Below are 23,999 nucleotides of genomic sequence, written 5' to 3'. Positions count from 1 at the left end.
GGACGGCCTGTTCCAAGGCAGTGATTTCGCAGATGCGCATGGCTCGCAGATCAGCGAGCGTCAAACCGGGGTAGTGCCCCAGCAGACGAGCCAACCTTACTGTCCGCTGGGCTCGGTAGGGCGCTCCACATCAGACAGATTCACCCGCAGATCGCGCGCCTGCTCAAAGGTGAAGTCAGGGTCGTTACGACGCTTGATGATCCACGCTGCGGCCCGCAGCATCTTCCCCTTCGGACCAGCAGGGTCGAACAAGACATCGAACGGGGTACCGGTGACCTCCTCGATGTCTTCCATCTCACCCACTGTGAGGTCGTTGACGTCAACGGTGACCAGCTCGGCCACGGATCTCCTCTCGGTAGTGGTCATCTGCTGTCGATGTTGCGCAGCACGCGGTAGACGGCGTCACGGAACGCCCGTCGGGTTTCCTCGTAGCGGCGTGCCATCGCGCGGTAGATGAAGCGGTTGGGCTTGATGTTCTTGGGGTTTTTCGCACGGGTGGCGGGAGCACCGAAGTGCACCGGACCCGCATACGGCACCCGCTTGCCGGTACCGGCCTGCACGACCGCCTTCGTCTCGGTGGCCGTGCCCTTCACCGTCGAGGCGAGGCGTCCGGACTTCCGAGGTGCCTCACGGGTAGCTTGGCCTGACACCAGGTGGGCCACTTCGATGTGCACACCCCGCATCGCCCGGCGCATCCCATTGCGGTCGCTCAGCCGTTGCAACTCCCGTCGCAGCTCCCGCGCCCCCTCAACTCGGACACGGAACTTCATGGCGCGGTGTCGGTGGTCACGTAGGTGAGCCGTACTGCGGGCGTGCCGTCGCCTGCGTCGAGGACCTTGAAGGGGAGTGGCTGCTGGGTGAGGTCGTCCAGGCTCATCTCGGGGGATTCACCGGAGAACTGGATGGTGGGCAGTTCGACCTTGACGAGGTGGTGGATGCCGGGGGCGATTAGGGCGCCGATCCAGGTGGCGGTGAGGCCGAGAAGGCTGCCCTTGATGTATGCCTCGTACAGCGCGACGTCCTCGAAGTCCACGGCCAGTGAACCCTCGTAGGCCGGGACCTGGCTCCGGAACGGCCTGGTCTTGCGTCCGCCGTTGGCGAGGCGGTAGCGGTCGGTCTTGAGGCCGAGGTCGCCGTTGAGTTCGAACTTGCTCGGGGCGAACTCGGTGGTGGTGACGCCGGTGAGGGCGATCTGGCACTCCGACCAGGCGAAGGGCACTGCCTCGGCCGGGTAGGCGGGGGTGCCTGCGGGCTGGGTGAGCAGGACGTCCTGGAAGTCGAAGCCAGCCTTGAAGGTAAGGTTCTGGTCGACTTCCTGGGAGAGCGTGAACTCCTTGGCCACGACTCCGGTGTGGGTGAAGGCGACGGTGCCACCAGAGGCGCGGGGCCGCAGGACCTGGACCGTGAGGGCCTTGGGGGACTCGCGCACGTCGGTGGCAAAGGTGAACTCGGTGGCAACGGGGTCCTTGCCCTCCTCGGGGACGAGAGGCTTCGATGTGACCGTGGTGAACACCGAGGCGAGGAGCAGCCCGGCGCCGGAGGTGAGCAGGTCCAGCTCGATCTCGCCTTCACCGCCCTTGTGCATAGGACGCCGTCGGTCGGAGCGGAGGGTGTGCATTCCCGGGCGGAAGCCTTGGGACTCCTGATACTCGGTCTGACGCTTCCAGGAGTCGGCCTTGCCCTCGTAACCGCGGGTGGGGGTGGCGGGCGTGCCGTAGGTGGTTTCCTCACCGAGGAGGATCGCGCCTTCCAGGACGCTCACTCAGTGCTCTCCTTGGGGGTCTTCGGCCGGCGTACCCGCCTCAAGTCGGGGTGGTCGGCGAGTGCGGCGGCCTCGTCGGGGGTCAGCTCGACCGGCGTGCCGCGCTCGACCCGCAGGGAGCGCGTGGGCAGGGTGAGGTCGACGAGGCGGAACGGGCCGGTGTACGTGTAGGTGTGGGTGCTCATGCCAGGGATGCCTTCACACGCAGGCCCAGCTCGGCGTGGGCGATGGGGCCGGTGTCGGTTTCGTTGGTGTTGAGCCGGAGGCTGGACATGGTCACCGACTTCACCCCGGGCACGGCGTGACCGAGCGTGGGGTCGGCGGCGAGGGCTTCCTCAATGCGGCCGACGATCTCGATGCAGCGACGCTCGGTACGTTCGACATCGTTGCCCAGAACCTCGGCGTGAACGTGGACGATGTAGTCCTCGTTGCGGCGAACGCGGGCGCCGCCGCGGAAGGCGGTGGGTTCGGAGTCGGACAGCTCGGTCGCGCCGAGCCAGACCGAGGCGCGTTTGCGGTCGACGCGGTCGCCGTACAGGACCTGCACGTCTGGCAGTTCTAGGTCGCGAATCTTTTTGTGGAGGGCGGATTTGACCGCGGCGATGGTGGTCCACATCAGGCGGTTCCAGGGGCGCGGTGGCTGTGGCGCAGCAGGATTGCGTCGACGTCCGGCAGGCCGGTGGGGCGGCGGTGGGAGGCGGTGGCGAAGATGATCTGTCCGTATTCGCTTTGGGCGCTGACGGCGCGTTCGGGGACGCGGGAGTTGAGGTTGGTCAGCCAGTGGCGGGCCAGCACGGTGGTGGCGAAGGCAATGTCCTCGGGAGGCGTGTCGGTCTCACCGGCCAGGCCAGCGACCAGCCATTCGCCGGTGCGCACGGTGGGGAGATAGACCCGGCTGGTGTGGGGGTTCAGTCGCCACCCGGAGACGTCCACGGGGGAGCCGGTGCGGAGGTCGACGGCGTGGTGGAGCTGTTGGGGGAAGAGCACGTCCAGCCACAGCTCGGCTGAGTGGAAGCAGACGGCTCGGACCTCGAAAGGTTTGTGTTCCCAAGAGGTCACGGTGATGTGATCGACGACGGCCTCGGCCCAGGTGAGCGCGGAGGACACCAGCTCGTCGGGGTAGTCGTGGGTGTCGAACCCATCGGCTTCGCGCACCCGGTCGATCGAGGAGTAGGGCACCCCTACGACCCCCGGGTGCGCCGAGCAGGCTTACGCGTCGGGGTCGGCTCCGCGGCCGGCTCGGCGAGGCCGGCGGCGACCAGGCGCTGGGCGACCTTGTCGTCGAACTCGACTGTCTCGCCTGCGGCGTGGTTGATCTCAGGTCCGCCGATCGCGGTGAGCATGGTGACCTTCATCCGGTCAGCTCCTTCCACAAGAACCGGAGAGCACCCCGTGCGGGGTGCTCTCCGTAGGCGGGTGGGGATCAGGCGTCGGCGGCCTGGACGAGGCGGATGGCGCGGTCGTCGGTGACGATGCCGTCCATGCGCTGGAGGAACCGCCAGGCGACGATGTCCTTGTCGAAGTCGACGTGCTCGGACCGGTCGATCCGCAGCGGCCCGGCGAACCGGATCAGGTAGCCGCGGCTCAGGTCGGCGAAGGCGATGAACTTCGCACCCGTGCCGATCTGCGGCACCGCCGTGTCGGTGTAGACGGGCTTGCCGAGCAGCATGTCCGGCTGGCCGACCTGGAGAGAGGGCTGCCACAGGTAGCGGCCGTCGTTGTCCTTGAGTTTGCGCAGGATCGCGGCGGTCAGGTCGTGCATCAGCCACGAGGCGCCGGCCCGGTACTGCGACTGCATCGAGTGGTAGGCATCGATCAGCTCATCGGCGGTGATCGCGGTGGACGCGGCAAGGGTCTTGCCCACCTGGCCGTGGCTGAACAGGCCCTGCGGCTCGTTCTCGGCGTTGCCCTTGCCGGTCAGGAACAGCCGGTTGAACCCGTCGGCGAAACCGGGGCCCGCCTGCCGCACCAGGAAACTTGCGAGATCGAAGTTGGCGTCGGCCAGGATCTCGTAGGTCGCACGGATGGTCAGACCGTACTTGCGGGCGCTGATCCGCACGTGCTGACCGAACTTAGGCTCGCTCGCCGGAATGGTCTGCCCCTCGCCCACCAATGCGGCGGCGCTGTAAGCGGTGACCTTCGGCCAGTAGTAGTCCTCACCCGACTCGGTCCGCAGGATTTCTGCGCCCGCCGTCATCACGCTGGACAGGTCACGGATGTACTCGAACAGCCGGCCGTAGACGTCGCGCTTCTTGACGTCGGGGTCCTCGGTGCGGTTGAGGTTCCGACTCTCAGCCAGCGTGAACTCCGCGGAACGGACCTCGCCGTCCAACAGGCCACACAGCCGCTCATCCATCTGGGACGTCAGCCCACGATCCTCACCAGCCGGGCCGGCCGGGTGGGCGCGGTCAGCCACCTCCGCGGCGGCCTGGGCACGCTGGCCCTCGGCCAACAGCTCCCGGATCTGGGCGTCCCCGTCCGCAATGGCCTTCGTGAGGCGCTGCTCAACCTGGGTCTCATACGCGGTCGGCTCCCGGCCCTCGGTGGCCCCGGCCAGTGCCCGCAGCTCCTCCACAGCTCGGCCGCGCTCCTCGTGGACACGGGCCAGCCGCTCAAACAGACTCATATTTCCTTTCACAAACGCCCGAGGGCGTGAGACGGCGGCCCCGCGCAGACGGCGGGGCTCAAGCGGTCAGACAGAAGGGGAGGGCGTTAGGCGACGCCGAGAATGCGACGGTGCCGGCGCGGAGCCGGGCCGGCCGGCGGGGCGTGCTGGGCGCGGAAGTGCGCCAGCGAGCGCAGGGCGGCCTCGGTGTCCGGGTAGGCCGGGGTGGTTACCGGGCCGACGTCCATGACGGTGAAGCGGTGCAAGGTGCGCTCTAGGTGGCCGTCGCGCTCCTCCCACGAGTCGCCCCCGCTGGGGGTGGCGAAGCGGAACGAGGAGCCACGCAGGTCCCCGCGGCGCAGTAGCTCGGCCACGTCGCGACCGGCGTTGGTGTTCGGCAGGTCGATCTCGTACCGCCCGCCCCGGGTATCCGTGGACAGGCGCAGCGTGCCCGAGGAGAGGCGGCCGAGAAGCTGATCGGCGCTGTGGTTGAACGCGGCGATGACGTCCCCGTTCCACGGCTCCCACCGCGCTGTCGGCTCGATGCGTTCGACGAACCCGCCCAGGTCGTGGGACCAGGAGTCGTAGACCCAGGCGTAGCCGACCAGCGTCAGTCCACCGTCGTCACGCTCGGCCCACTCCACAGGCACATCGACGCTGCGGGATTCGAGGTTCAAGCGGCGGCGTCTCCTTGTCCTCGTCGTAGGGCGGGTATTCCGGGTCCGGTTTCTCGTCGACCTCGTCCATCGCCTCGGGTGAGCCGGCCGCTGCGGCCTGCTGCGCGAGGATCAGCGCTTCCAGACGGGCGATCTCGGCCTTCCATTCCTGCTCGGCGGCTTGGCCCTCGGCACGCTCGTTGTTGGAGCCGAGCGGCCCCATGTTCAGCGGCACGTAGGGCACCGAGCCGATCCCCTCGGGATGCGGGGGCAGATCGTCCTCGGCGCGGATCTCGTCCGGAGTGCGGATGCCGTACTGCACGAGCTGGATCGCTGCCTGGGAGCGTTCGGTGGGGGAGCCGCGCAGCAGGTCGCCCATCTGCAACCGGATCTCGAAGTCCCGGGTGCGGTCGGGCTCGGACCGGGCCAGTCGGGTCATAGCCGCTTCCAGACGCGAGACCCAAGGTCGAAGGCAATGTTGGGCGAAGCCGATGTTCTGCTCCGCCAAGCCGGAACCCCAGGAGGTCGAGCCGGTGGCGTCACCGATCAGGTGCGGAGGTACGAGGTACAGGCGGGCGATGTCGGCGACACCGAACTGGCGCACAGCCAGAAACTGGGCTTCCTCCGGGGAGAGGCTGATCCTCTTGAATGTCGCACCTTCCGACAGCACGGCGACACCACCGGTGTTGTCCCGGCCGTGTGCGGCGCGCCAGCGCTCCATCAGCTGCCGAGCAGCTTCAGTGGTGAGCCTGCCCTGGGCCTCGATGATCCCGGAGGGCATGGCGGAGTTGCCGAAGAACCGGGCACCGAAGCTCTGGGCCGCCAACGTGACCCCGATGGCCTGCGCCGCGGCCCGGATTGGGGACAGGCCGTAGTGCTCGCCGGGCATCGGGATGCCGACCAGGTGCTCCAGGTCCCAGGTCGGCCGCAGCGTCTCCCCCGCGATCCGATAGACCCGCTGGCCCTTCTGGGCGGACAACGACACCAGGCCGGGGTCCACTACGGTCATCGACTGGATAAGGCCGCGGCTGTTGCGCTGGATCAACCAGTAGGCGTTGCCGTGCAACAGCAACGACACCATCGTCTGGGCACGGAACTCGATCTGCCCCGAGGAAGCCAACGGCCCAAAGGGTTCCTCGACCCACATCGGCACCCGCTCGGCGCGACGCTGGTTGCTCGCATCACGCCGATGGGCAGTCGCCGGCAGGGTCGAGATCGTGGAGGAGATCAGATTGACGCACGCGTACACCGTCGAGAGCCGCAACGCCGTCTCCGGCGTAACCTTCATCCCGATCTGGGTGTCATAGGAGCCGACCAGGAGTGAGCGGATGGGCTCGGTGAACGAATCGAGGTCGATCTGCCGCTGCTCGGAGCGCACCCCGAGCAGCCGGGACAACCAGCTCATCGACCACCCGCCCCAGCGGCCGACTCGCGGGCCGCGTGCAGCACCACAACGCCGCCGACAATCCAGGTCAGCGGCGGCCAGATGAGCCACAGACCCACGAGGACACAGGCCACGCCCGAGAGGGCGAGCAGCGCGAGCAGAGCACGCACAGGGGACAAACTCCTTGCAGAATCAGAAGAACAGCTCCGGCGTACCGGGCTCGGCGTAGAACAGGGCGCGGTAGAAGGCGATCTCGGCGGCGATCGCTGCGTCGATGTAGCGCTTGGAGGACCGGTATTCCTTCGTTGGCCGGGCGCCGCGATGGTCTTCCTTGATCACGACGTTGCGGACGTGCCGCTCCAGTACCGGGTCGCCGTTGTGGCTGAGCCGCTTGTCTTGGGCGGCCCGGGTGAACTCGGTGTGCGCGGGGATGATCCGAGCCAGGCTGGCCGTGGGGAACTCGACGATCGGCAGGCCGGCGTCGGACAGCTCTTGGAGCGTCATCTCCAGGCGGTAGGGGTCGGCGGCGACCTCGGCCACCCGGTAGGTGCGGCACGCCTCGTCGAGCACGTGGGCCAGCTCGGCGTGGGGCAGCCGCCACTCGGCATCGCCCTCGGGTGCCTCCCACACCCGGACCGGTGCCAGGTGCAGGTCCCGGATGCGGCAGGCGACGATAGCGGTCGCATCGCCGGACCAGGACCCGTCCAGGCCCAACACGACCTCGTCCCCGGGCTGGAGCGGGTCATCGGTCTTGGCCAGGCTGGGCCAGAGCGCGGACACGTTCCAGCTCGTGCCGCCCCGGACCCACTGGTTGATCCGGTAGGTGCGCCACTGGAACTCCGAGGTGGACTTGCTGGGGGCGTGGAACTCGGCCTCGCTCAGCAGCTCCCACGCCGGGTTGTAGCGGCGCCAGACCTGCGGGTCGTAGGGGTCGACACTCTCCTCCGGGGCCGGCCCCCACCACCACATGGTGAAGCTCGGGTCGTCGACCTCGCCCGAAAGGACCCTGCGGCCGTACTCGTACAGCTCGAAGTACGGGTAGCCATCCAGGTATGGGCCGGCGGTGGAGATCGCGATTGTCAGCGGCTGTTGCCGGGCCGCCGAGCCTAGGCGCATCGCCGCCCACAGGTCATCCGTGCGCGCCTGCGCCAACTCGTCGTAGATGACGGTGGTGGGTGACAGGCCCTGGGCGGTGCCCGCGTCGGCGGACAGCACACGGTACTCGCCGCCGGTGCGGTGGCAGTGGATGACGTCCCGGTGGATCGTGCACACCCGCGACAGCCCCGGGCTCGCGCGGATCATCCGCTTGGCCTCGTCGAAACACAGCCGGGCCTGCTGCCGATCGTTGGCGACCGAGTAGACACGAGGGTTGGGGTCGCCCTGGTCGGCAATCAGGCCATACACCGCCAGCGCCGCACCAAGCTGGGTCTTGCCGTTCTTACGCGGCATCCCGATGACCGCGGTGCGGCGGAGGCGCCGACCAGCAGGGTCCTCGGCGTAGACGTCGCGGATGATGTCCTTCTGGAACTCCAGCAGCCGGAACGGTTGGCCGGCGTAGGAGCCGCCGAGCGTGCAGAACCGTTCGATGAACTGGATGACGCGCTCGGCCTGGGGGAGCCGAGACACGCGTCACTCCTTGTCAGGCACACAAGAAACCCCGCCCAAGATCGGGCGGGGTCACGGGGAAGCGTTTGGGTCAGAGTGTCGCGAGGGCACCGAGGACCGAGCGCAGCCACTCTAGGCCCTTCGGGGTCACATAGGTGGTGTAGGCGGTGAACCGGCGACCATGGGCGTCCCAGGTCGGGTAGGTCTTGAGCACGAACCGGCCGGCGTCGATGTGCCTCTGCTGCGGCACGTTGCACCGCCCACCCAACTCGTTGGTCACATACATCAGCACGCCCAGCTCCCGCAGCCGCGCGGTGAACCGGTTCGGCCCATGCCCGAGTACCTTGGCCGCCGCATTCAGCGGGTGACAGCCCGCGGCCGACATCGCAGCATCGAACGCTTCCACCTTCGGGGCATCAGCGGTGATCTTCGCGGCCTGCTCTCGATTCAGGGCGATCATCTGTTCCAACGCCTGCGTGGTCTGCTTGAGCAGCGCGGGCAGCTCCACCCCACGCTCCACCGCCGCCTCGGCCACGTCGTAGCGGCCGGTCCGGCGAAGCTGGGGCAGGACATCACCGGCGAGCCAGTTCTGGAACGTCACCGCCTGCGGCTTGTTCGACCGCATGATCAGCCGGTAGGCGCCGGACTCGTTGACCACGGACAGCCGCTGGGGGCCGCCAGGGGTGTAGACGGTTTCTACCCCCTTCCACTCCGCCGGGACCTGCTTGGCTAGGGCGTCGCTGGGGTTGGTGATCCCCAGAGCCCAGCAGATGTCGCGGCCCACAAACCACGGTTCCCCGTCCCGCAGGACGGCACGCACCTCGGTGCCGCCGAACTGGAAGGTTTGGGTGTCGTTCACGTGAAAGCTCCTCTCCCACACGGGCGTGTCCCGTGTACTGGCGAGGAGGTGGGTGAGGCGATCTCCAGGTGGGGACGAAGTGTGAGTGAGGTCATGCCGTCTGGCGCGGACGGGTAGGCACGAGCCCTTCGGGTCGCCAGATCTCCTGTGGACGGCTTTCCCAGGTTCGCGCTCAGCGCGAAGGATTCGCGCTCCCGGACCTCACGGGCGGAACCGCAAAGGTGTCACCCTGCGCAGGTTTGGCACAGCGGCCCGGAGCGGACGCGTCGCCGGTTACGGGAAGCGCCCCAGCCCCACCGACAGCGTTCTGGTGGCACCCCGGACTGCCGTGCCTCCGCTGCCAGGTTCTCGATCTCGGCGGCCACGTCGGGGAACCAGAATCGGATCTCGTCCAGCTCGCCGGGTTTGGCGAAGGCCCCGCACAGACACTCACCACTCATGTGCAGCAGGTCAGCCACCGGGTTGGTGGGAACCTCGAACATGCGGCGGTAGGTGTTGAGATCCACCTTGGTCCACAGCGCCAACGGCGAGGCCCAAATCACCGAGCCTTCCCGCTCGTGCAACGGGATCTCCTGGCGTCGCCGGGACTCCTCCCGGCGGCGACCTGCGAGGAAGACCACGCGCTGTCGGCGCCCGTTGTCCACCAGCTCGGCGCGGGCCTGGCGCAGGCCGCGTTCCTTGAGCCGCTGGTACATCTTGAAGTGATGCGCCGGGCCGGGAAATCCCTGATCCAGTACCAGGTCGCGATACCTGCTGCCCGTAGGCGGACGCTTCTCGATCAGCGGCAGGCCCCAGGCGCGGCAGGTGTCCCGGACGAACTGCCGGGTCTGCTCGATCCCGATGCCGGTGTTGGCGTGAATGGCGTGGGTGGCCCGCTGGCGCATCAGGTGGGTCAGGACGGTGGAATCGTTGCCGCCGCTGAACAGCACGCACACCCCCGCCAGGTGCCTACCACCAAGGTGGTGATCGAGCGCGTCATCCACGATGACGTGCGCGCACTCCATCAGCTTCCGGACACGGTGTTCGCGATCCGGACGCGGTAGCGAGGCGATGTCCTCCGCAGGACAGGAGAGCGACTGTTCGAGCGCGGCGAGATCAGCTCGCACACGAGTCATTGAGAAAGAAAGTCGTCCAATTCAGAACGCAGCTCGGCCGCACCGAGGCCAAGCCGGATACGGGAGTCAGGGTTGAGGCCGAGCCGGTCTTCGAGCGCGAGCATTCGGGACTCCACGTCAGCGAGCAGCTTGGCCGCGGGATGGGCCACGAGCTGGCCGGTGGAGCCGGTGGTCACGTGGCCCTCCTCGCGCAACAAGGCGAGGTAGAGGGCGCGCCGGTCGGCCAGCGAGCAGTAGCGCTCGATGGTCAGCGCGTCGGTGGCGGTGTAGACGGACTCCCCCCGCCGCCACAGCTCTGACCACAGCTCGCGCCCGGTGATATCGAGGGTGGCGGGCGGTTCCGGGATGATCGTCGAGCCAGTGGAGGCGGCGGGGAGAGGGTTGGTGCGCTGCTTGGCCGTGCGGGGCCGTCCCAGCCGGTTCTCTGGGGCCTTGGCTCGGCTCACAGCGGGTCCTCTCAGGTGGATCAGGTCAACTCGGCGCACTCCCAAGCGATTCGGGGCAGACAGGGGGACCCGCGCGGTGGCCTGCGACCGGACCAGCGCCCTGGAGAGGAGGGCAGGAAGCTGCGGGAGGCCAACCGGCGGGCGATCACGGAACGTCACCGCAGGGTGACGAGAGTCAGAAAAAAAAGTTCGATGTTCAGGGCTCGCGGAAAACCCGGCGTCACTCAGCACGAATCTGCCGGCGGCGGCCCGGGGAAGGGAGGACACCCGGCTCGAACTTCACAACCGCACATGGGTGCATATGCAATATCTCGATGCCGTGTTATGTGCAGAACGTGACCAAGAGTGACGTGTATCACAATCTTGAGGTCAACGTGTGAAGGCCGAACGTCACGTCGCTGACCAGCGGGAACGGTGCGCGTCGGTGCGTCCGGGGAGCGTGCCGCGTCCCTGGCGGGCACGCTTGGCACGGCGTCGCTCGGCCCGTGCGCGAGCCTGGGCCGTCGTCACCGCGCGATGACACGAGCGGCACAACGCGCGGACGTTGTCGGCCGTGTCGGTCCCGCCGTCCGCTAATGGCCGGATGTGGTCGACGTCCAGGGCCGTCGCGGAGAACCCGTTACCGCATAGGGCGCACACCCCGGTCCCTGCCCGATTGAGTGCGCGCCGGAGGCAATCCCGGGCACCGTCGCCCGGGGTATCCGCTCGAACAGCAGCGGCCCGCCGGTAGCGAGGCCGGTCAATAGCGGGAGCGCAGGAGGGGCAACGGCTCCCGACACGGGTCGGCCGCTGACAGCCCAGGCAGGGCCGAGCAACACCCACCTACCCTCCCTGGGGATGCTGTTTCGTAGCGCGGCGCCGTAGCGGCCGAGTCGGGGCGTCTTCCGCTCTCACCTGAGATATGGGGGAGGGTGGGGAATCGTGAGCCTTGCTAACGATCCGGGTAGACGAGAAGACCCCCGGGCGCGCTTGCCCGGGGGTCGGTCTCGGATCGTGCTGTTCCGTTGTGGGTCGCTGGGTCCTACCGCGGGTCGCGGAGGATCTTCGCTACGACGTCAGCCATCGTGAGCGTGTCACCGTTGCGGTAGACCGTCGCCAACCAATCGTTGAGCTGACCATCCCACTTGATGTGTGCGGCGTAGACCTCCGCTGGCAGATGCGGAAGCTGGGACCGCACCCAGGTGAACGCACTCTCCAAGGAGTCGAAATCAGGGTGGTCTACCGCAAGCGGACCGGACACGGTCCGAAACTCGACCTTGAATCCTGGCACTAGTTTGCTCCCCTCACGTCACCGCAGCCATGTTCTGTGGCGTACCGCTTTACCGCGTCCGCGACGTTCCCGCCGCGCGTGACCTCGACCTGATCCCACTTCAGCCACGTTCCGCCCGTGACCGTCATGTAGATGTGGACCAACTCACCGAACAGATAAACCGCTTGGTACCGCTCGCCGTTGTGGCCGGACCATTCCCAGGCTAGGAACCTCACCGCGTCGCGCTCCGGTTCCACTCGCGCGGTTTCCGGCGATCAACGCGGGAGAGTTGGACAGCGGTTGCCTTGGCAGTGTCGGCCGCATCGCGGCACACCACGGTCACGGCGCCCGTGATCCAATGCTCTCCGGATTCGTCGTACCACCACACGGTCAACTGCTCCCCAAAGTCAGGAAGAACGTACATGGTTCCCCTCAGCCGTTTAGATTGAACACGTACACGCGGCCGGCGATCTCGCAGGAGTGCGTGTCCATCTCCAAATCGCGAGCGAATGCGTCAACATCAAAGGTGAAGTAGTTGGTTACATCAGTCAGTTTGTCCAAGACCTCGAAGTACCCAAACTCTCGCGCGAGGTCTTCCGCGTAGTCTCTAAAACTGTTCCACTCGCCACGTGCCCGATCCTCGAACTTGCTCAAGTCGTCGAGATCGATACGGGACACACCACCCGCGTTGTCGGACAACACATGCACGTATGCGGCGAACGCGGCACCATGTCGGGCGATACCCTGAGCGATCGCGCTGACGTGGTCGAGGCTCTCCCATTCGTCCAGCGACAGGCCATAGAAGCCGTCGTCGTCGTGAATGGCATACTCCTCTGCGTCCCGGAACCGGGAAGCCTTCAACATCCTCTCGATATCCGATCGGATGCTGTCTACGTCCTGGTCAGCGTCGATCCACTCGCCGTGCAAATAGCCGTTCGTGTAATCGGCGAGCGAAGCGACATAGATTTGGGGAGTATCCATTAATTCTCCCAGATCACCAAGTACGAAAAGTGGACACCCCTGGCCAGGGTGGCCAGCCCCGGGCAACCGGCCGACCCAGTCGACCGGGGCTGACCATCACGGCCCGGATGTAACGCGGTTACGCCTCTTCGAAGCTTCGAATGCCGAGCTTGCGCGTGTCCTGTCGCCAACGGGCGTAGTGCTCCCGGGCGTGCAACACGCACAAGGGCACACCGTCACCGATGCGCATAGCCATTACGTCGCAATAGTCACAGATCGGCCGACGCTGAACCCGAACAACCGCAGCCCTAGGCGCGCGTTCGAAGGCGAGAATCATGTGAACGGCAATATCCCGACTGGTCGCAGCGGTGGTAATCGTGATAAGGCCGTTGTCGTGCTGCAAGGTCACGGCGTAGTCGGTGCAAATTATCTCGCTCACTCGGCTTTCCTCTCAGTAGACGGTGAACCCGATTCGGGTAGAACCGCACTCCGGACAGTGCGGTACGTCTATTGAGTCGCCGCACGGCCACCCGTCCAGACACTCGTCACGGGTCAAGGTCGCCCAGTCAAACGATCCGCTCTCGCCGGTGTCGTGTTCCCAGTCGCACGACGCGCACCCGACGGCAGCGCACGACACGTCCGCCGTATCGAGGCACCGGTAAAACGCGTGCTCCCGGAAACCTTCGGCGTGGTCTGGATCATTGGACAGCCACACGATCCCGCGAGTACGGGATGCGTACTGACCCACCGAGATCACCGCATACACACCGGGCAACGCCGTGCGCAACCGACGCCACTTCCAACCGGTCTCAACCGTGACCCGCTTGGCGACAGCAACAATGTCGACCCGCACCGTGTCACTCACGTAGTCGTCAACGGCGGTTTCCCACCCGTCAAGGCGCGTCAGACACTCCGCATGGGACCAGTGGCGCCACTCCGCGGACAGGACACCGGCGAGACCTTCCGCGCGTGCTTCCGGATCGCGGTCCCGCGTGGGACGCTCGGCAAGCAAGGTCAACGCGTCGTACCATTCCTCCGCCAGCTCGTCAGCGTCGACCAGCGGACCGCAATACTTGTCAAAGCGTGCTATGTCAACCATGTAGACCCTCCGGTGGGTGCCCTCGACCTACTTTCGAACATGGGTTCGGAAGACGCCGAGTGGGGAAAGGAATTCAGTAGACGATCCCAGGACGCGGGATTTATCAGCCGTTCAGAACGAGTACCCGCCTACGTTCATCATCGGGACGTTCGCCCGTTCCGCGGTTTCGTCGCTGCGATCAGCGACGCGGCAAACGTTAGGCCGCGCCCCGGAAACAGCGCAACCGACCAAACCCGCCAGAAATGTCCAGGTTCACCGTGTACTCATGCCCAGATGTATATAGGTTGCGTTTCGCAATCATGAGGGCTGAGGTGACATCCTTTCCAGAGTCAAAAACCTTTCGTCAGCCCCGCGCGCGCACGCGGGAGGCTTCACCGAATCCCCTACATATGCGCGTGAGTGGTAGCGTGCGGGATCGTTGAAAAACAAATTGCGACGAAAGCTCCGTCAACAGTGCGGGGCGGATCAGCGGAAGCGGCACCGACCGTCGGTCCGGCGGAGGCAAGGTGCGGGGGCGAGGGCGTGGCGCTGTTGGCGAGGGGCGGGGTCAGGATGGTGGGCAGGCTTGTAGGAGTAAGGCCGGGGCAAGAAGGTGAACGTACTCCGTGGAAGGCGCGGCGCGGGCAGGTTGACGGATGCCAGCAGGACCCAGAGACGGTCGACGGCGAGACGGCCACGACCCAGGACGGGTGACGAAGTGACGGTCTTGGGACCTGGTTTTGGATTACTGTCCTTACTATGTAGGTAGGGGAACCAACTACAAACTCAAGACCATCACTCTGTCATTGCACCGGTGCCCCGACACCTCGAAAACATGGTCCGCGTCACCGATGAAGTGACAATCTGTAGAGACCCTACAAAGCGGCGACTCGCCGCCGGCTTCCTGAACCTCGCGCCGCCCATCCTCGGCGACACCGAGACCAGCCATTTTCAGAACCCCCTGGTTTTCAGGACCCCCTCGTTTCCGGGACCCCCTCATACCGGGAAGATCCCCTTACCGGGTTGGACCCCCATATCGGGTCCGCGAGGCTGTCCCGCTTTGCGATCACACCCGGGCATGTGGCCGGCTCGTGGGATGCTCGGAGTCGGCCGAGTTCCGCGGCGAGCTCTTCTGGGCCGAGGAGTGCTAGCGCCCATAGCGCGCTGACCTCGCGCGCGAACCGCCACACACTGGCGGACGAGGCGTCGGGCAGGTGGAAGGGCATCACCGCCACGCGGTGCGTAGCGAAAGGTTCGGTCTCCAGGTAGCGGAGTCCGCCAGTGCCGCACAGGTAAGTCGTGCTTCCAGTGACGGCAGCAAGGCTGGCCAGACGTTGCGACCGGCCTGGACGGGAGGGGAGAACACTGCTGTGCAGAACTTCCCCGCTCCATCTCACTGACGAAAGTAGGGCGCGAACCGAGACCTCGGCGATGTCGGCCGTGCGGTCTGTGGTGGTGAAGCGTTCGAGGACAGGGGCGAGGACGTCCTGCACGGCTTTCCAGCGTCGGCTCCGGCCGTAGAACTGCCGGACGAGACCCGCCACACGGCGCCGGCACTGTACCGGTTCGGCAAGTTGGGCGTCGCGGATCAACGTTGAGCGACCACGAGGCAGGTGCGTGGCCACCGACAGCCACTGCTGCCGGTGTGGGTCGTCCAGCATCGCCAGCCGGGCACGGTGCTGGTAGTCCCGCCGTGCGAACTGCACGTCGTCGAGAACGATCCACCGGTCGGCCGCGTACAGCTTGGCCAGAGTCGATAATCGGGGGAACACGTTGGGCTGATGGATTGCGACCGTGCCGCCCACGGAGGTTCCTTTACGATGTGAGGAGGCGGGAATCGAACCCGGCGTGCACCAACCGTTCGTAGGCGGCCTGCACGCCAACCGGGACATCCTGGGGGATGGCGTAACCGATCTTCGGGTATTCCAGGATACGCTGGAGATCTCCAACGAGATCGTCGATCACTAGCTTTTCGTTCCCGATTGTCGCCACGTACTCCTGGTAGCTGAGTGGCGCCGAGGCGCAGATGATGGAAACCTCGGGCCACCGTTTGGCGCAGGTGGCGTAGGCCCGGCGCTCCATGTACCTCATGGTGATCAACATGACGGAATCGGCCGCGATCCCGGCCTCTTGGAGCACCTTCCGGGACAGCTCAATGTTCTGGCCGGTGTTGGTAGCGCTCGGTTCGGTGAAGATCGCGGCCTCCGGCACACCCAGCTCCAGCGCCCGCTCCTTGAACGCGGAGGCTTCTCCTTGCGGGAAACGGTTGGCGCTGACCACGCTGTTCGCGCCAGTGAACACCACCACGGGGAACATGCCCTCGTGGTAGAGCCTGGCGGCGTGCGCGGCAACGCCGAGGTCGTAGCAGCCCAGGGCGATGGCCGCAGAGCAGGGACGCAGCTCGTGCCCCACTTGGTGGTAGGACCAGATGAGTTCAGCGTCACGGCGGTGGGCGTCGGTGACGACGTTGTCCACGCTGGGTGCCACGAAGATGCTCCTTGTTCCTCGGCGTTGGTCTTCCTGTTCGGCGGACTGCCTGATGCTGATGATGCTTGCGGCCTGGTGCATGAGGCCATGCTGCTCCGCCAACTGGAGCGAACGTTCCAGAGTCGTGAACCCTTCATCACGGGTTGCAGGGTCGCTGAGCAATAGGTGCGCGTGAGCGGTGTCTCGTCGGACCTGCTGCATCGGCGAGTCGCCGCAGGGGTGGTCCAAGGCGACGTCCATGTATTGGGTGGCTCGGGTGAGATCGCCGAGACCCCGGTGCGCCAAGGCTAGCTTCTGGTGTGCCAGGGACCAGTCCTCGGCTTCATCCAGGCGGACGAATTTACCGAGCGCGGAGGTCATCATTGGCACGGCCTCGTCGTTCGCGCCAGCTTTGCTCAAGGCGGTACCGACCCAGAGCTGGGCTCGCGCCCGGTCGCGAGGGCTTAACCGCGGATCGTCCGCGAGCATTCGGTACCGGCGGGCTGCGTCGTAGAGATGGCCGGACATCTCGATGACCACCGCGAGAAGGAGCTGCACTTGGGCAACGCGGCGCTGGTTCTGAAGTTGGGTGAACACCTGAAGGGCTCGCCCGTAGTCGGCTTGCGCGGACCGTGGACCGCGAAGGATTCCCTGGTCGGACCGGAGATGCCCGAGCAGGACGAGGGAACGGCCGTAGAGGTACAACCCGTGGTGGTCCAAGGATTGCGGGTCGCACTGAGCGAGCCACCGGTTGGCCAACTTCATTCCCAGAGGAAAAGCCTGACGGCTCAAGCACATTAGGACGCGGTCTAGATCTTCTTCCCAGGTTTCATAGTCCATGCTGCCGGTGGCAAGCAGGGGAAGTGAGTCTCGGCTGCCTGCCGTACTTGCTGGTGAGCCGTACAGCAGCTCGATCAGTTCGTCCAGAGTGACGCCCAGCAGCTTGGCCATCTTCGGACGGAGGTGGGGCTGCGGCTCGTGGTTGCCGCTTTCCCACCGGACCACGGTGGAGGCCGCGACCTCCAGTGCTGCTGCGAACTTCTCCTGTGTGTATCCGGCTGTCTTGCGGGCGTGGATGAGACCTGCTCGCCGCGCCATACACACCATCCTCCCCACGAAAGTGCGAGTGGCCGAACAGTAGCGGAGCGTGGTTCCCCCAGTTCAAGGCCGGCAGTGCCAGGTTTGTGCATGGAAAGTGCGCAGAGCCCCGCTCTGGAGTCTGGCCTCGTGAGCGACTGTGCTTACTCACCGTCAGTGCGTGACTACAACCACGTCGGGTTTGGTTCTCCGCCCACCCCGAAGGGCGTTCGAGGACCGACCTGACACCACGGGGCGGTGGGGCCAGGTCTCTGGTCCTTCACCTGGTCTCACCGTCCCCTGAAAGCGGCGGTGGCGTCGGGTGCGCTCCTCCGACGTCGTCCACAGCCTCGGCGCCACCGCCTTCCACCAGTCGGAGGGGTTGCTCGTGTCGGCGGTAGTTGAGACCTCGTTCTGGTTCACGCCTACCCAGCAGGAAAGGGACGTCGAGTGCACGGTGGTTCTCCCTCGGGTCGGTCGGCACCGGCGGCGCAGAGAGGTCGGCCGTTCCGGCGCGATCCGCCGGGTGATGCGGTTGGACGACCACCTGCTGTGCTGGAAGCGGATCGATGGGAGGCGACGGTGACGTCCCTGCTCATCCTCGCCGTGGCACTACTGCTGGTGTTGTGGGCGCTCTGGGACTTCGCGGACGGCCCGCACCGAGACGGAGGCGGTCAACGGTGAGCCTGGATCTGATCCCACTGTCGTGGCAGCCGCACGACGGTCGCCGTCACGCCTATCCCGGCAGCCCGCGCGTTGAGGGGGTGGCGGTGACGAGCCTGTGCCAGGTACCGCTGATCGTTCGCTGGTACCCGCCGCAGTCGGAGGAGTGGCTGTGGCCGGAGTGCGATGCCTGCCATGTCGCCGCGCAGGCCAGGGCAGAACAAGCCCAACTAGACCGGCTGCGCCCGATCGAGATCTCGCTGCCAAGTTTCGGCACTTGACCTGACAAGGACGTCGCTGTGGCCAATTCGAGAAGTGACACAGACGTTGACGGGCGGAGGTCGGTTCTCGCTGACGCTGGCCAGGTCATCTGGCGTGAAGCGGAAGCCATCGCCTCCGTCACCCTCGACGAGCGGTTTCTTGCCGCTCTCGACCTTGTTCTCCGTGCGCCAGGCCGGGTGATCACCGCCGGCTCCGGTACCTCCGGGTTCATCGCTCGACGGTGCGCACACCTGCTGTCCACCGCCGGCACTCCGACCCTGTTTGTCCACCCCGGTGACGCCTTGCACGGCGGGCTGGGTGCGGTCACCAACGGCGACGTGGTGCTCGCTGTCTCCAAGGGCGGCCAGACCGTGGAGCTGAACATCTTCGCGGCCAGGGCCAAGGAGCGGGGTGCGAGCGTGGTGGCGTTGACCTCGGCCCCGGACAGCCCGCTGGCCGCCCAAGCCGACCTGGTGATCGCGCTTCCCGCGACCGCCGGGGCCGATCCCGGCGGCGTGCTGGCAATGGGATCCAGCCTCGTCGCCGCTGCCTGGGGTGACGCCCTCGCATGGGCATTGATGAAGCTGCGCCGCTACCCGTGGGACCACGTTCTCCACTCCCACCCGGCCGGGGCGGTCGGTACTCGGCCGGTGCCCAGCCCAAACAAGGAGGAAAGCCCGTGATGAACTCTGTGGTGACGCGCTATTGGGTCAGGCCCCACCCCGACTACGGCCTCCGCACTGCTCTGGAACTGGTGGCCGAGGAGGCGGGTGTGGGCATCTGCTCGCTCGCGGGTGCGACGACCCTGCGGATTCTTCCCGGTTCCGACCGCATCCGAAGCTACCGCGACCGGGTGGGAGCCAGCTTCGAGGTCATCGACCAGGGCACCGACGACGACGGCGAGTGGGCCATCGTCGACCTTGCCGTGCCAGAGGAGACCCTGCTGCGCGCCGGCAACGCCATGGCGGCCTGGCTCACGGTGTTCGCCGGGGACATCTTCGGCCTGCGCTGCATCCGCCGGGCCACCGCACTGGGCACCACGCTCGCCCCGGCGGTGGCGGAGTCGTTGGGTGGCCCGCGCTGTGGCTGGCCCGGCCTCGCCCGGCTGCTGGGTCATGACCGTCAGGACCTGTCGGGGGTGATCCTCAAGCCGAACCTGGGCATGAGTCCGGAGGAGATCGCGGATCTGGTGGGGCGCCTGGCTGACTGCGGCATCGACTTCGTCAAAGACGACGAGCTGAACATGTGCCCTGTCGACGGAGAATTTGAGAAGCGCATTCGGCTGGCCCAGGAGGCGATCGGGGACCGGCCGACCCTGTACGCGGTCAACATCACCTCCCCGGTCACCTCGATCGTCGACAACGCGCACCGGGCTGTGGATGCCGGAGCGAGCGCAGTCATGGTCAACGGATTCATCGCGGGTCTACCTGTCCTGCATGAACTGGCCCGCGCGGACATCGGGGTCCCCATCCATGTCCACCGCGCGATGGGCGATCTCTTCCTTCCCCGCAGCGAACACGGCATCACCTTGCCGCTGCTCTCCCTGCTGGCCCGTCTCGCGGGAGCGGACCTGTACCACATCGGCACCCCAGTCGGTGCCTCCGCACCCGAGGAGATCCGGGAGGCGTTCCAGGCCCTCGTCACGCCGATCGGTGGCATCCCCCACCCCACCGTGCCAATCTCGACCCGCGCCAGCGTCTCCTCACGTCTTCGCACGCGCGACGCCCTCGGTGACGGGCCGTTGATGCACATGGCCTGCGGCGCCATCTGGCTGCCGCCCGTCGGGATCACTTCCGCCGCCACTGCGTTCGCCCGCGCGGTCCGTGGCCAGTGGGGCATCGAGGAGTCCCTACTGGCTGACTGGACCGAGAAGCGGGTGATGACCCGATGAACCACACCATGATTGAGGCCCGTGCCTGGATCAGTGATCTCGCTCGACTGATCCACGACCAGGTTGACGGCACCGTGATTCTGCTGGGCAGCCTGGCCAACCGGGAGTACGTCCCGGGGTACTCCGACATCGACCTGGAGTGGGTCTTTCCCGACAGACCATCGCCGGATGTGCTGAACCTGCTGCGTACCAGTGTGGCCAAGGTCGTCGACAACCAGCCTTACGTGCTGAACCTGCGGCCCATTCGCTCCTACGAGTTCCCTCGCTCCTACCCGCCGATCGGCAGCTACGACTTTGTGCGCCGCTTCGCGCTGAAGGAGGGCGAAGTGCTGGCGGGCGGTCCTGAAGTTCTCGATCAGATCACGCTCGCGACCCACGTACGCCGGGCGGAGCGGTTGATCAGCGTTGACCGCCTGGACTACTACCTGCGCCGACTGCGTCGTCTGGCGATCAACCCGACCGCCATCACCACCGTCACCACCGAGTCGGTGCGGTTGCTGCTCCAGCAAGCCACCGCCTACACGCTGCACGCCTGCCGTTATGCCAACGCCACGCTCTGCGGGACGGTCGCCTGCCCGCTGGCGGAGACAGCCCGCCTCGCCGTGACCCTGCCCCTCCCCGCCAGCTTCGCCGAACACGTCGAGGCGGCCGTGCGCGTCCGCAGCGCCTGGACCCTGACGGTGAACAGCACGGACCTTGACGGCGCCCGCGGCTACCTCCTCAACGCGATCAGCGCGGTCGAGACCGTCCGTGGCGCCGTCCCCGCCCACCTCGATGCCCCACCGATCGAGCTGGACTACCGAACAACAAGGAGCTAACCCTCTCGGTGTGGAGGCCGACCAGCCTGCCTAGGCTCGCCGCAAACAGGCTGGTCAGCCCCCGCACACGAGAAGGACCTCCGCGTGCTCCCGCACATCGCCCTGGTCGGCTCCGCCCGGAGCGGCAAGGACACCGTCGCCCAACATCTACTCACCCGGTACGGCTATGTCCGGGTCGCGCTCGCCGATCCCGTCCGCGACGCACTCCTGATCATCAACCCCCTCGTCGCCACCACCACGGGCGAGGTCGGCCGGCTCGCCGAACTCGTCGCCGCCCACGGCTGGGAGGAGGTCAAAACTCTGGTGCCGGAGGCCCGCCGGCTCATGCAGGTGCTGGGCACCGACGTGGTCCGCGCCCTGATCGACCCCGACGCCTGGGTACGGATCGCCATCAGGACCGCGGAGAAACACCACGCCGCAGGGCAGCCAGTCGTGGTGTCGGACGTGCGCTATCCCAACGAAGCCGACGCCTTCCGCACCCACGGCTACCTGCTGGTCCGCATCACCCGCCCCGGGCACCGCTCCGACGACGCCCACTCCTCCGAAACCACCCACCACACCATCGACTGCGACGTCGAACTCACCAACACCACGGTCACTGCCCTGACCGCCCAGGTCGATCAGCTCATCGCCCAACACGAACACGCCTGATCACCTGCCCGGCGGCCACCAGCAGATCCCAGCCACACGAAAGGTGAACCGCCGTGAGCACGATGCAGGAAGCTCTCGAACACCTTCTCGCCGCCAAGGAAGCCCTCCCCCAAGGCATGGCGCAGCAAAGCTTACAGGTCATGGAAGAGGCCATGGGCCGGTTAGCGCAGGCCGGCGTCGCCGACAACCTCGGCGGTCTGCTGGAACACACCCGCGGTGGGTTCGAGACTGCTCTGCAGGGCTGCGCCCAACTCGCCCAGGAACTCGACCAACGCATCGCCCACCTCCAGGCCGCCATGGGCGGCGGTGGATTTCGCTAGTAGCGGTCCACCCAGCCACACCCCGAGAGCGCGGCCGACGCCGACGCGGGCACGACCACCCGTCGATCCAGGCTGGGGTGAGCGGGCCCGAGCCGCCCTCCCGGTGCGTGTCGGCGGCAAAGGCCCCACCCACGGCCGCTACATCGATCCCGACGGGGTCGACCACCCCGTCCGTTCGGGAGCGGAGGATGACGGACTCGATCGCGAGCTGGCGAAGTTCATGGTCGAACGAGGTCTGGTTCCACCACAGATGACGAACCCCGGTGGTGCGACACACGTCGAGCTCAAGGTGGCTTACCGGATGCGGTCCAGCAACACCCCGTATGCCGAGCTGGCCATCAACAACAAGATCGACCGTGAACGTTGGGGTTGCCATGAGCTACTGCCCAAGGTTCTGCTCCCCGGGCAGACTCTGGTCATTCACGACAGCACCGGCACCCACACCTACCGAGGAAAGCCACAGTCATGACATTCACGCTGGAGCTCTACCTGCAATCCGAGGTCGAGGACGTCCTGCCGATGACCGCACGCACCGCCGAGGAGGTCGACACGGCGATCGACCGGATCATCGCCGCTGCTGCGACGTTCAACCACAACCCCACCGCCTACGTGGTCGAAGGACCGAAGTGGAACGACATGCCTGGGCACGGCCTGAAGTTCGATATCAACCCTGATGCCAAGGTCGCCGCCCTGGCCTACTTCGGCCCCGACTTCGACGGGCCTTCGGTGACACTGTCCGAGCCGGCACCCGAGGGTGCTCCCACCCTCTACCGTGACATCGACTCCGCCACCCCGTTCCCGACCAACTCCGCCATCACCCTCGACCAACTCCGAGCCGCCGTACACGAGTTCCACCAACGTGGCGGGGCACGACCCGAGTGCGTGAACTGGCAACCGGCAGACTCCTGGTGACGACGATGACGAGCTTGCCCGCTAATTAGTAGGGAGAACCGGGCTTAGATCATCAGGTCGCTTCGGTGTCTGCTTAAGTGTCGGCAGCCAGCAAAGTTTGGTGATCGTTCTGTATTGAGTCGAGGCGAGGTCGGAAAGTGACGAGGGCGGTCTACGAGCCGCGTTTCGCCATGTTGGCACGCCCCCGCCCAATTCTGTCTGGTGGCCCATCCACGAGTTTATGGAGACCGGCCACGCCACCCCCGCTGGGTGCAGTAACAGGACTGGGCCGGTCCTGTCTTCTAGGATTCTTAACCCCCAGATTCCCGTAGGCGGTGGAATAGGTTACGAGATCCTCCCGAGCGGCATATATCACCGGGTATCGGTGTACCCTTCGCGGTCGCTATCTCCCGAACCTTCTCGTCGACGCTCTCTGCCCAACGAAGTATGTTGAGTAGTGATACTCCCTCGAACGAGATATCCTTCTTGGTGTACTCAATTCGACCAGGGGCGATGTCTGGTATGCTTTTTCGAAGCTCTCTAGCGGCTTTTCCTCCCGGGTTTTCCCAGTGGTCCTCCAGGTCTCGCAAGAGTCGCATTAGTTTCGCGTCCTTGAAACGTGGGAGGTTGTCTCTGGGGAGTAGGTCGATAAACTTGAGTAGTTGGCGGGCGGCGAGTAGAAAGAAGTACTTGTCGGCAGCCAGCGTTGTTATATCTTCCGGGGTTAATGACTCGGTGTACGAGTTGGCAGCGACATCAGCCCACTCGGCAGGGCTCCCCGCGTCTTCAATGTCCTTGCGGAACTGGTCGTCCGTCCATGCCTCGTGGAAACGATCGAGGGCATCTTCGAGGCGTGTCGCTTGAAGGCAGACAATGGATGCCCACATTGCGGCCATGGAGCGAAGCTCACCTTGGTCAAGTTTTTGACTCATCGCGCGCCTTCTTGCTCAACCTGCGTTCACGCAAGTGTGCAGCGTGACGTGCTTGCTCGCCTGTTGATCTGAGGCTGGGGCTAAGGGCGCATCTGCGGGAGTGAGGGGACATGAGGAGTGTGCCGAGGCTCACAGGTAAGGCTGGTGGAGCTTGTTTTTGCTGGTCAGGCGGCCAGGGCGTAGCTGGAACGGGTTTGTGAAAACTTGCAGTGCTGCTCCCAGCAGTCGAAAACGAGAAGTGGCGTCGTGGAGATCGACAGGTTGGAGTGGTGGTCGTAGAGCTGGTGGACCACGAGTCGCTTGCCGATGG

The 23,999-nt window shown here is 66.1% G+C and carries 33 protein-coding genes; 9 read left to right on the top strand and 24 right to left on the bottom strand.

Going from position 1 to position 23,999, the window contains the following annotated elements:
* Positions 1–96: 96 nt before the first annotated feature.
* The 23 genes from IEY55_RS27415 to IEY55_RS32835 all read right to left on the bottom strand — a co-directional run bounded on the left by IEY55_RS27415 (position 97) and on the right by IEY55_RS32835 (position 17,283).
* Positions 97–342 (bottom strand): hypothetical protein, encoded by a 246-nt coding sequence (locus IEY55_RS27415; protein WP_189061460.1) that lies wholly within the window; start codon positions 340–342, stop codon positions 97–99.
* Positions 343–362: 20 nt separating this feature from the next.
* Positions 363–770 (bottom strand): hypothetical protein, encoded by a 408-nt coding sequence (locus IEY55_RS27410; protein ID WP_189061459.1) that lies wholly within the window; start codon positions 768–770, stop codon positions 363–365.
* Positions 767–1,762: a phage tail tube protein gene (locus IEY55_RS27405; protein WP_189061458.1), complete on the bottom strand. Its 996-nt coding sequence runs from the start codon at positions 1,760–1,762 to the stop codon at positions 767–769. The genes IEY55_RS27410 and IEY55_RS27405 overlap by 4 nt, the downstream gene beginning before the upstream one ends.
* A complete protein-coding gene (locus IEY55_RS27400; RefSeq protein ID WP_189061457.1) occupies positions 1,759–1,947 on the bottom strand; it encodes a hypothetical protein in 189 nt (62 codons plus the stop codon). The genes IEY55_RS27405 and IEY55_RS27400 overlap by 4 nt, the downstream gene beginning before the upstream one ends.
* Entirely contained in the window at positions 1,944–2,378 is a 435-nt protein-coding gene (locus tag IEY55_RS27395; protein WP_189061456.1) for a hypothetical protein, read from the bottom strand. The genes IEY55_RS27400 and IEY55_RS27395 overlap by 4 nt, the downstream gene beginning before the upstream one ends.
* Positions 2,378–2,941 carry a hypothetical protein gene (locus IEY55_RS27390; RefSeq protein ID WP_189061455.1) on the bottom strand — a complete coding sequence of 188 codons (564 nt, stop codon included), beginning with the start codon at positions 2,939–2,941 and terminating at the stop codon, positions 2,378–2,380. The genes IEY55_RS27395 and IEY55_RS27390 overlap by 1 nt, the downstream gene beginning before the upstream one ends.
* Positions 2,942–2,943: 2 nt before the next feature.
* Positions 2,944–3,117 carry a DUF7302 family protein gene (locus IEY55_RS27385; protein ID WP_189061454.1) on the bottom strand — a complete coding sequence of 58 codons (174 nt, stop codon included), beginning with the start codon at positions 3,115–3,117 and terminating at the stop codon, positions 2,944–2,946.
* A gap of 68 nt (positions 3,118–3,185) precedes the next feature.
* Complete coding sequence (locus tag IEY55_RS27380; protein WP_189061453.1) at positions 3,186–4,388, bottom strand: phage major capsid protein; 1,203 nt, start codon at positions 4,386–4,388, stop codon at positions 3,186–3,188.
* Positions 4,389–4,474: 86 nt separating this feature from the next.
* The gene (locus IEY55_RS27375; protein WP_189061452.1) at positions 4,475–5,044 is read right to left on the bottom strand and encodes an HK97 family phage prohead protease; all 570 of its coding nucleotides are present in this window, start codon (positions 5,042–5,044) and stop codon (positions 4,475–4,477) included.
* Positions 4,992–6,428, bottom strand: coding sequence for a phage portal protein (locus tag IEY55_RS27370; protein ID WP_189061451.1), 1,437 nt, complete (start codon positions 6,426–6,428; stop codon positions 4,992–4,994). Before IEY55_RS27370 ends, IEY55_RS27375 begins: the two co-directional genes overlap by 53 nt.
* Complete coding sequence (locus tag IEY55_RS27365) at positions 6,425–6,577, bottom strand: hypothetical protein (RefSeq protein WP_189061450.1); 153 nt, start codon at positions 6,575–6,577, stop codon at positions 6,425–6,427. Before IEY55_RS27365 ends, IEY55_RS27370 begins: the two co-directional genes overlap by 4 nt.
* 22 nt (positions 6,578–6,599) lie before the next feature.
* Positions 6,600–8,033 (bottom strand): terminase large subunit domain-containing protein, encoded by a 1,434-nt coding sequence (locus IEY55_RS27360; RefSeq protein WP_189061449.1) that lies wholly within the window; start codon positions 8,031–8,033, stop codon positions 6,600–6,602.
* Positions 8,034–8,103: 70 nt separating this feature from the next.
* On the bottom strand, positions 8,104–8,871 hold the full coding sequence (locus IEY55_RS27355; protein WP_189061448.1) for a phage antirepressor KilAC domain-containing protein: 768 nt from the start codon (positions 8,869–8,871) through the stop codon (positions 8,104–8,106).
* A gap of 224 nt (positions 8,872–9,095) precedes the next feature.
* Complete coding sequence (locus tag IEY55_RS27350) at positions 9,096–9,986, bottom strand: phosphoadenosine phosphosulfate reductase domain-containing protein (protein WP_189061447.1); 891 nt, start codon at positions 9,984–9,986, stop codon at positions 9,096–9,098.
* On the bottom strand, positions 9,983–10,432 hold the full coding sequence (locus tag IEY55_RS27345; RefSeq protein WP_189061446.1) for a phage terminase small subunit P27 family: 450 nt from the start codon (positions 10,430–10,432) through the stop codon (positions 9,983–9,985). The genes IEY55_RS27350 and IEY55_RS27345 overlap by 4 nt, the downstream gene beginning before the upstream one ends.
* Positions 10,433–10,822: 390 nt before the next feature.
* Positions 10,823–11,071, bottom strand: coding sequence for an HNH endonuclease (locus tag IEY55_RS33115; protein WP_373290068.1), 249 nt, complete (start codon positions 11,069–11,071; stop codon positions 10,823–10,825).
* 382 nt (positions 11,072–11,453) lie between these two features.
* On the bottom strand, positions 11,454–11,702 hold the full coding sequence (locus tag IEY55_RS27335; protein WP_189061444.1) for a hypothetical protein: 249 nt from the start codon (positions 11,700–11,702) through the stop codon (positions 11,454–11,456).
* Positions 11,702–11,938, bottom strand: coding sequence for a hypothetical protein (locus IEY55_RS27330; protein ID WP_189061443.1), 237 nt, complete (start codon positions 11,936–11,938; stop codon positions 11,702–11,704). The genes IEY55_RS27335 and IEY55_RS27330 overlap by 1 nt, the downstream gene beginning before the upstream one ends.
* Positions 11,939–12,113: 175 nt before the next feature.
* Positions 12,114–12,662, bottom strand: coding sequence for an antirestriction protein ArdA (locus IEY55_RS27325; protein ID WP_189061442.1), 549 nt, complete (start codon positions 12,660–12,662; stop codon positions 12,114–12,116).
* A 118-nt stretch (positions 12,663–12,780) separates the two neighbouring features.
* On the bottom strand, positions 12,781–13,080 hold the full coding sequence (locus IEY55_RS27320) for a hypothetical protein (RefSeq protein WP_189061441.1): 300 nt from the start codon (positions 13,078–13,080) through the stop codon (positions 12,781–12,783).
* Between the two features lie 12 nt (positions 13,081–13,092).
* A complete protein-coding gene (locus tag IEY55_RS27315; RefSeq protein WP_189061440.1) occupies positions 13,093–13,740 on the bottom strand; it encodes a hypothetical protein in 648 nt (215 codons plus the stop codon).
* Between the two features lie 947 nt (positions 13,741–14,687).
* Positions 14,688–15,524 carry a WbqC family protein gene (locus IEY55_RS27310; RefSeq protein ID WP_229686805.1) on the bottom strand — a complete coding sequence of 279 codons (837 nt, stop codon included), beginning with the start codon at positions 15,522–15,524 and terminating at the stop codon, positions 14,688–14,690.
* Between the two features lie 10 nt (positions 15,525–15,534).
* Complete coding sequence (locus IEY55_RS32835) at positions 15,535–17,283, bottom strand: ElyC/SanA/YdcF family protein (protein WP_189061438.1); 1,749 nt, start codon at positions 17,281–17,283, stop codon at positions 15,535–15,537.
* 301 nt (positions 17,284–17,584) lie between these two features.
* Between IEY55_RS32835 and IEY55_RS27300 the strand changes: the two genes are divergently transcribed.
* The 9 genes from IEY55_RS27300 to IEY55_RS27260 all read left to right on the top strand — a co-directional run bounded on the left by IEY55_RS27300 (position 17,585) and on the right by IEY55_RS27260 (position 22,778).
* On the top strand, positions 17,585–17,848 hold the full coding sequence (locus tag IEY55_RS27300; RefSeq protein ID WP_189061437.1) for a hypothetical protein: 264 nt from the start codon (positions 17,585–17,587) through the stop codon (positions 17,846–17,848).
* A 94-nt stretch (positions 17,849–17,942) separates the two neighbouring features.
* Positions 17,943–18,206: an HC3 family zinc finger protein gene (locus IEY55_RS27295; RefSeq protein WP_189061436.1), complete on the top strand. Its 264-nt coding sequence runs from the start codon at positions 17,943–17,945 to the stop codon at positions 18,204–18,206.
* Positions 18,207–18,224: 18 nt separating this feature from the next.
* Positions 18,225–18,869: a KpsF/GutQ family sugar-phosphate isomerase gene (locus IEY55_RS27290; RefSeq protein WP_189061435.1), complete on the top strand. Its 645-nt coding sequence runs from the start codon at positions 18,225–18,227 to the stop codon at positions 18,867–18,869.
* On the top strand, positions 18,869–20,077 hold the full coding sequence (locus IEY55_RS27285; RefSeq protein ID WP_229686807.1) for a RuBisCO large subunit C-terminal-like domain-containing protein: 1,209 nt from the start codon (positions 18,869–18,871) through the stop codon (positions 20,075–20,077). Before IEY55_RS27290 ends, IEY55_RS27285 begins: the two co-directional genes overlap by 1 nt.
* Complete coding sequence (locus IEY55_RS27280) at positions 20,074–20,895, top strand: hypothetical protein (RefSeq protein ID WP_189061433.1); 822 nt, start codon at positions 20,074–20,076, stop codon at positions 20,893–20,895. The genes IEY55_RS27285 and IEY55_RS27280 overlap by 4 nt, the downstream gene beginning before the upstream one ends.
* A gap of 84 nt (positions 20,896–20,979) precedes the next feature.
* A complete protein-coding gene (locus IEY55_RS27275) occupies positions 20,980–21,546 on the top strand; it encodes a deoxynucleotide monophosphate kinase family protein (RefSeq protein WP_189061432.1) in 567 nt (188 codons plus the stop codon).
* 53 nt (positions 21,547–21,599) lie between these two features.
* On the top strand, positions 21,600–21,866 hold the full coding sequence (locus IEY55_RS27270; RefSeq protein WP_189061431.1) for a hypothetical protein: 267 nt from the start codon (positions 21,600–21,602) through the stop codon (positions 21,864–21,866).
* Entirely contained in the window at positions 21,763–22,335 is a 573-nt protein-coding gene (locus IEY55_RS27265) for a DddA-like double-stranded DNA deaminase toxin (RefSeq protein ID WP_308424790.1), read from the top strand. Before IEY55_RS27270 ends, IEY55_RS27265 begins: the two co-directional genes overlap by 104 nt.
* Entirely contained in the window at positions 22,332–22,778 is a 447-nt protein-coding gene (locus IEY55_RS27260; RefSeq protein WP_189061429.1) for an Imm1 family immunity protein, read from the top strand. Before IEY55_RS27265 ends, IEY55_RS27260 begins: the two co-directional genes overlap by 4 nt.
* Before the next feature lie 290 nt (positions 22,779–23,068).
* Here IEY55_RS27260 and IEY55_RS27255 read toward each other — a convergent pair whose 3' ends face one another.
* Positions 23,069–23,653, bottom strand: a complete 585-nt coding sequence (locus tag IEY55_RS27255; protein WP_189061428.1) for a hypothetical protein — start codon at positions 23,651–23,653, stop codon at positions 23,069–23,071.
* Between the last annotated feature and the right edge of the window lie 346 nt (positions 23,654–23,999).

It is taken from the genome of Longimycelium tulufanense (assembly GCF_014645795.1).
GTDB classification, from domain to species: domain Bacteria; phylum Actinomycetota; class Actinomycetes; order Mycobacteriales; family Pseudonocardiaceae; genus Longimycelium; species Longimycelium tulufanense.
This window is presented reverse-complemented; position numbering and strand designations above follow the sequence as displayed.

Bases quoted from the DNA above. Each gene is read 5' to 3' on its own strand.
- IEY55_RS27410 (WP_189061459.1), bottom strand. From the start codon at position 770: ATGAAGTTCCGTGTCCGAGTTGAGGGGGCGCGGGAGCTGCGACGGGAG.
- IEY55_RS27400 (WP_189061457.1), bottom strand. From the start codon at position 1,947: ATGAGCACCCACACCTACACGTACACCGGCCCGTTCCGCCTCGTCGAC.
- IEY55_RS27395 (WP_189061456.1), bottom strand. From the start codon at position 2,378: ATGTGGACCACCATCGCCGCGGTCAAATCCGCCCTCCACAAAAAGATT.
- IEY55_RS27385 (WP_189061454.1), bottom strand. From the start codon at position 3,117: ATGAAGGTCACCATGCTCACCGCGATCGGCGGACCTGAGATCAACCAC.
- IEY55_RS27380 (WP_189061453.1), bottom strand. From the start codon at position 4,388: ATGAGTCTGTTTGAGCGGCTGGCCCGTGTCCACGAGGAGCGCGGCCGA.
- IEY55_RS27370 (WP_189061451.1), bottom strand. From the start codon at position 6,428: ATGAGCTGGTTGTCCCGGCTGCTCGGGGTGCGCTCCGAGCAGCGGCAG.
- IEY55_RS27350 (WP_189061447.1), bottom strand. From the start codon at position 9,986: ATGACTCGTGTGCGAGCTGATCTCGCCGCGCTCGAACAGTCGCTCTCC.
- IEY55_RS27325 (WP_189061442.1), bottom strand. From the start codon at position 12,662: ATGGATACTCCCCAAATCTATGTCGCTTCGCTCGCCGATTACACGAAC.
- IEY55_RS27315 (WP_189061440.1), bottom strand. From the start codon at position 13,740: ATGGTTGACATAGCACGCTTTGACAAGTATTGCGGTCCGCTGGTCGAC.
- IEY55_RS32835 (WP_189061438.1), bottom strand. From the start codon at position 17,283: ATGGCGCGGCGAGCAGGTCTCATCCACGCCCGCAAGACAGCCGGATAC.
- IEY55_RS27285 (WP_229686807.1), top strand. From the start codon at position 18,869: ATGAACTCTGTGGTGACGCGCTATTGGGTCAGGCCCCACCCCGACTAC.
- IEY55_RS27280 (WP_189061433.1), top strand. From the start codon at position 20,074: ATGAACCACACCATGATTGAGGCCCGTGCCTGGATCAGTGATCTCGCT.
- IEY55_RS27260 (WP_189061429.1), top strand. From the start codon at position 22,332: ATGACATTCACGCTGGAGCTCTACCTGCAATCCGAGGTCGAGGACGTC.
- IEY55_RS27255 (WP_189061428.1), bottom strand. From the start codon at position 23,653: ATGGCCGCAATGTGGGCATCCATTGTCTGCCTTCAAGCGACACGCCTC.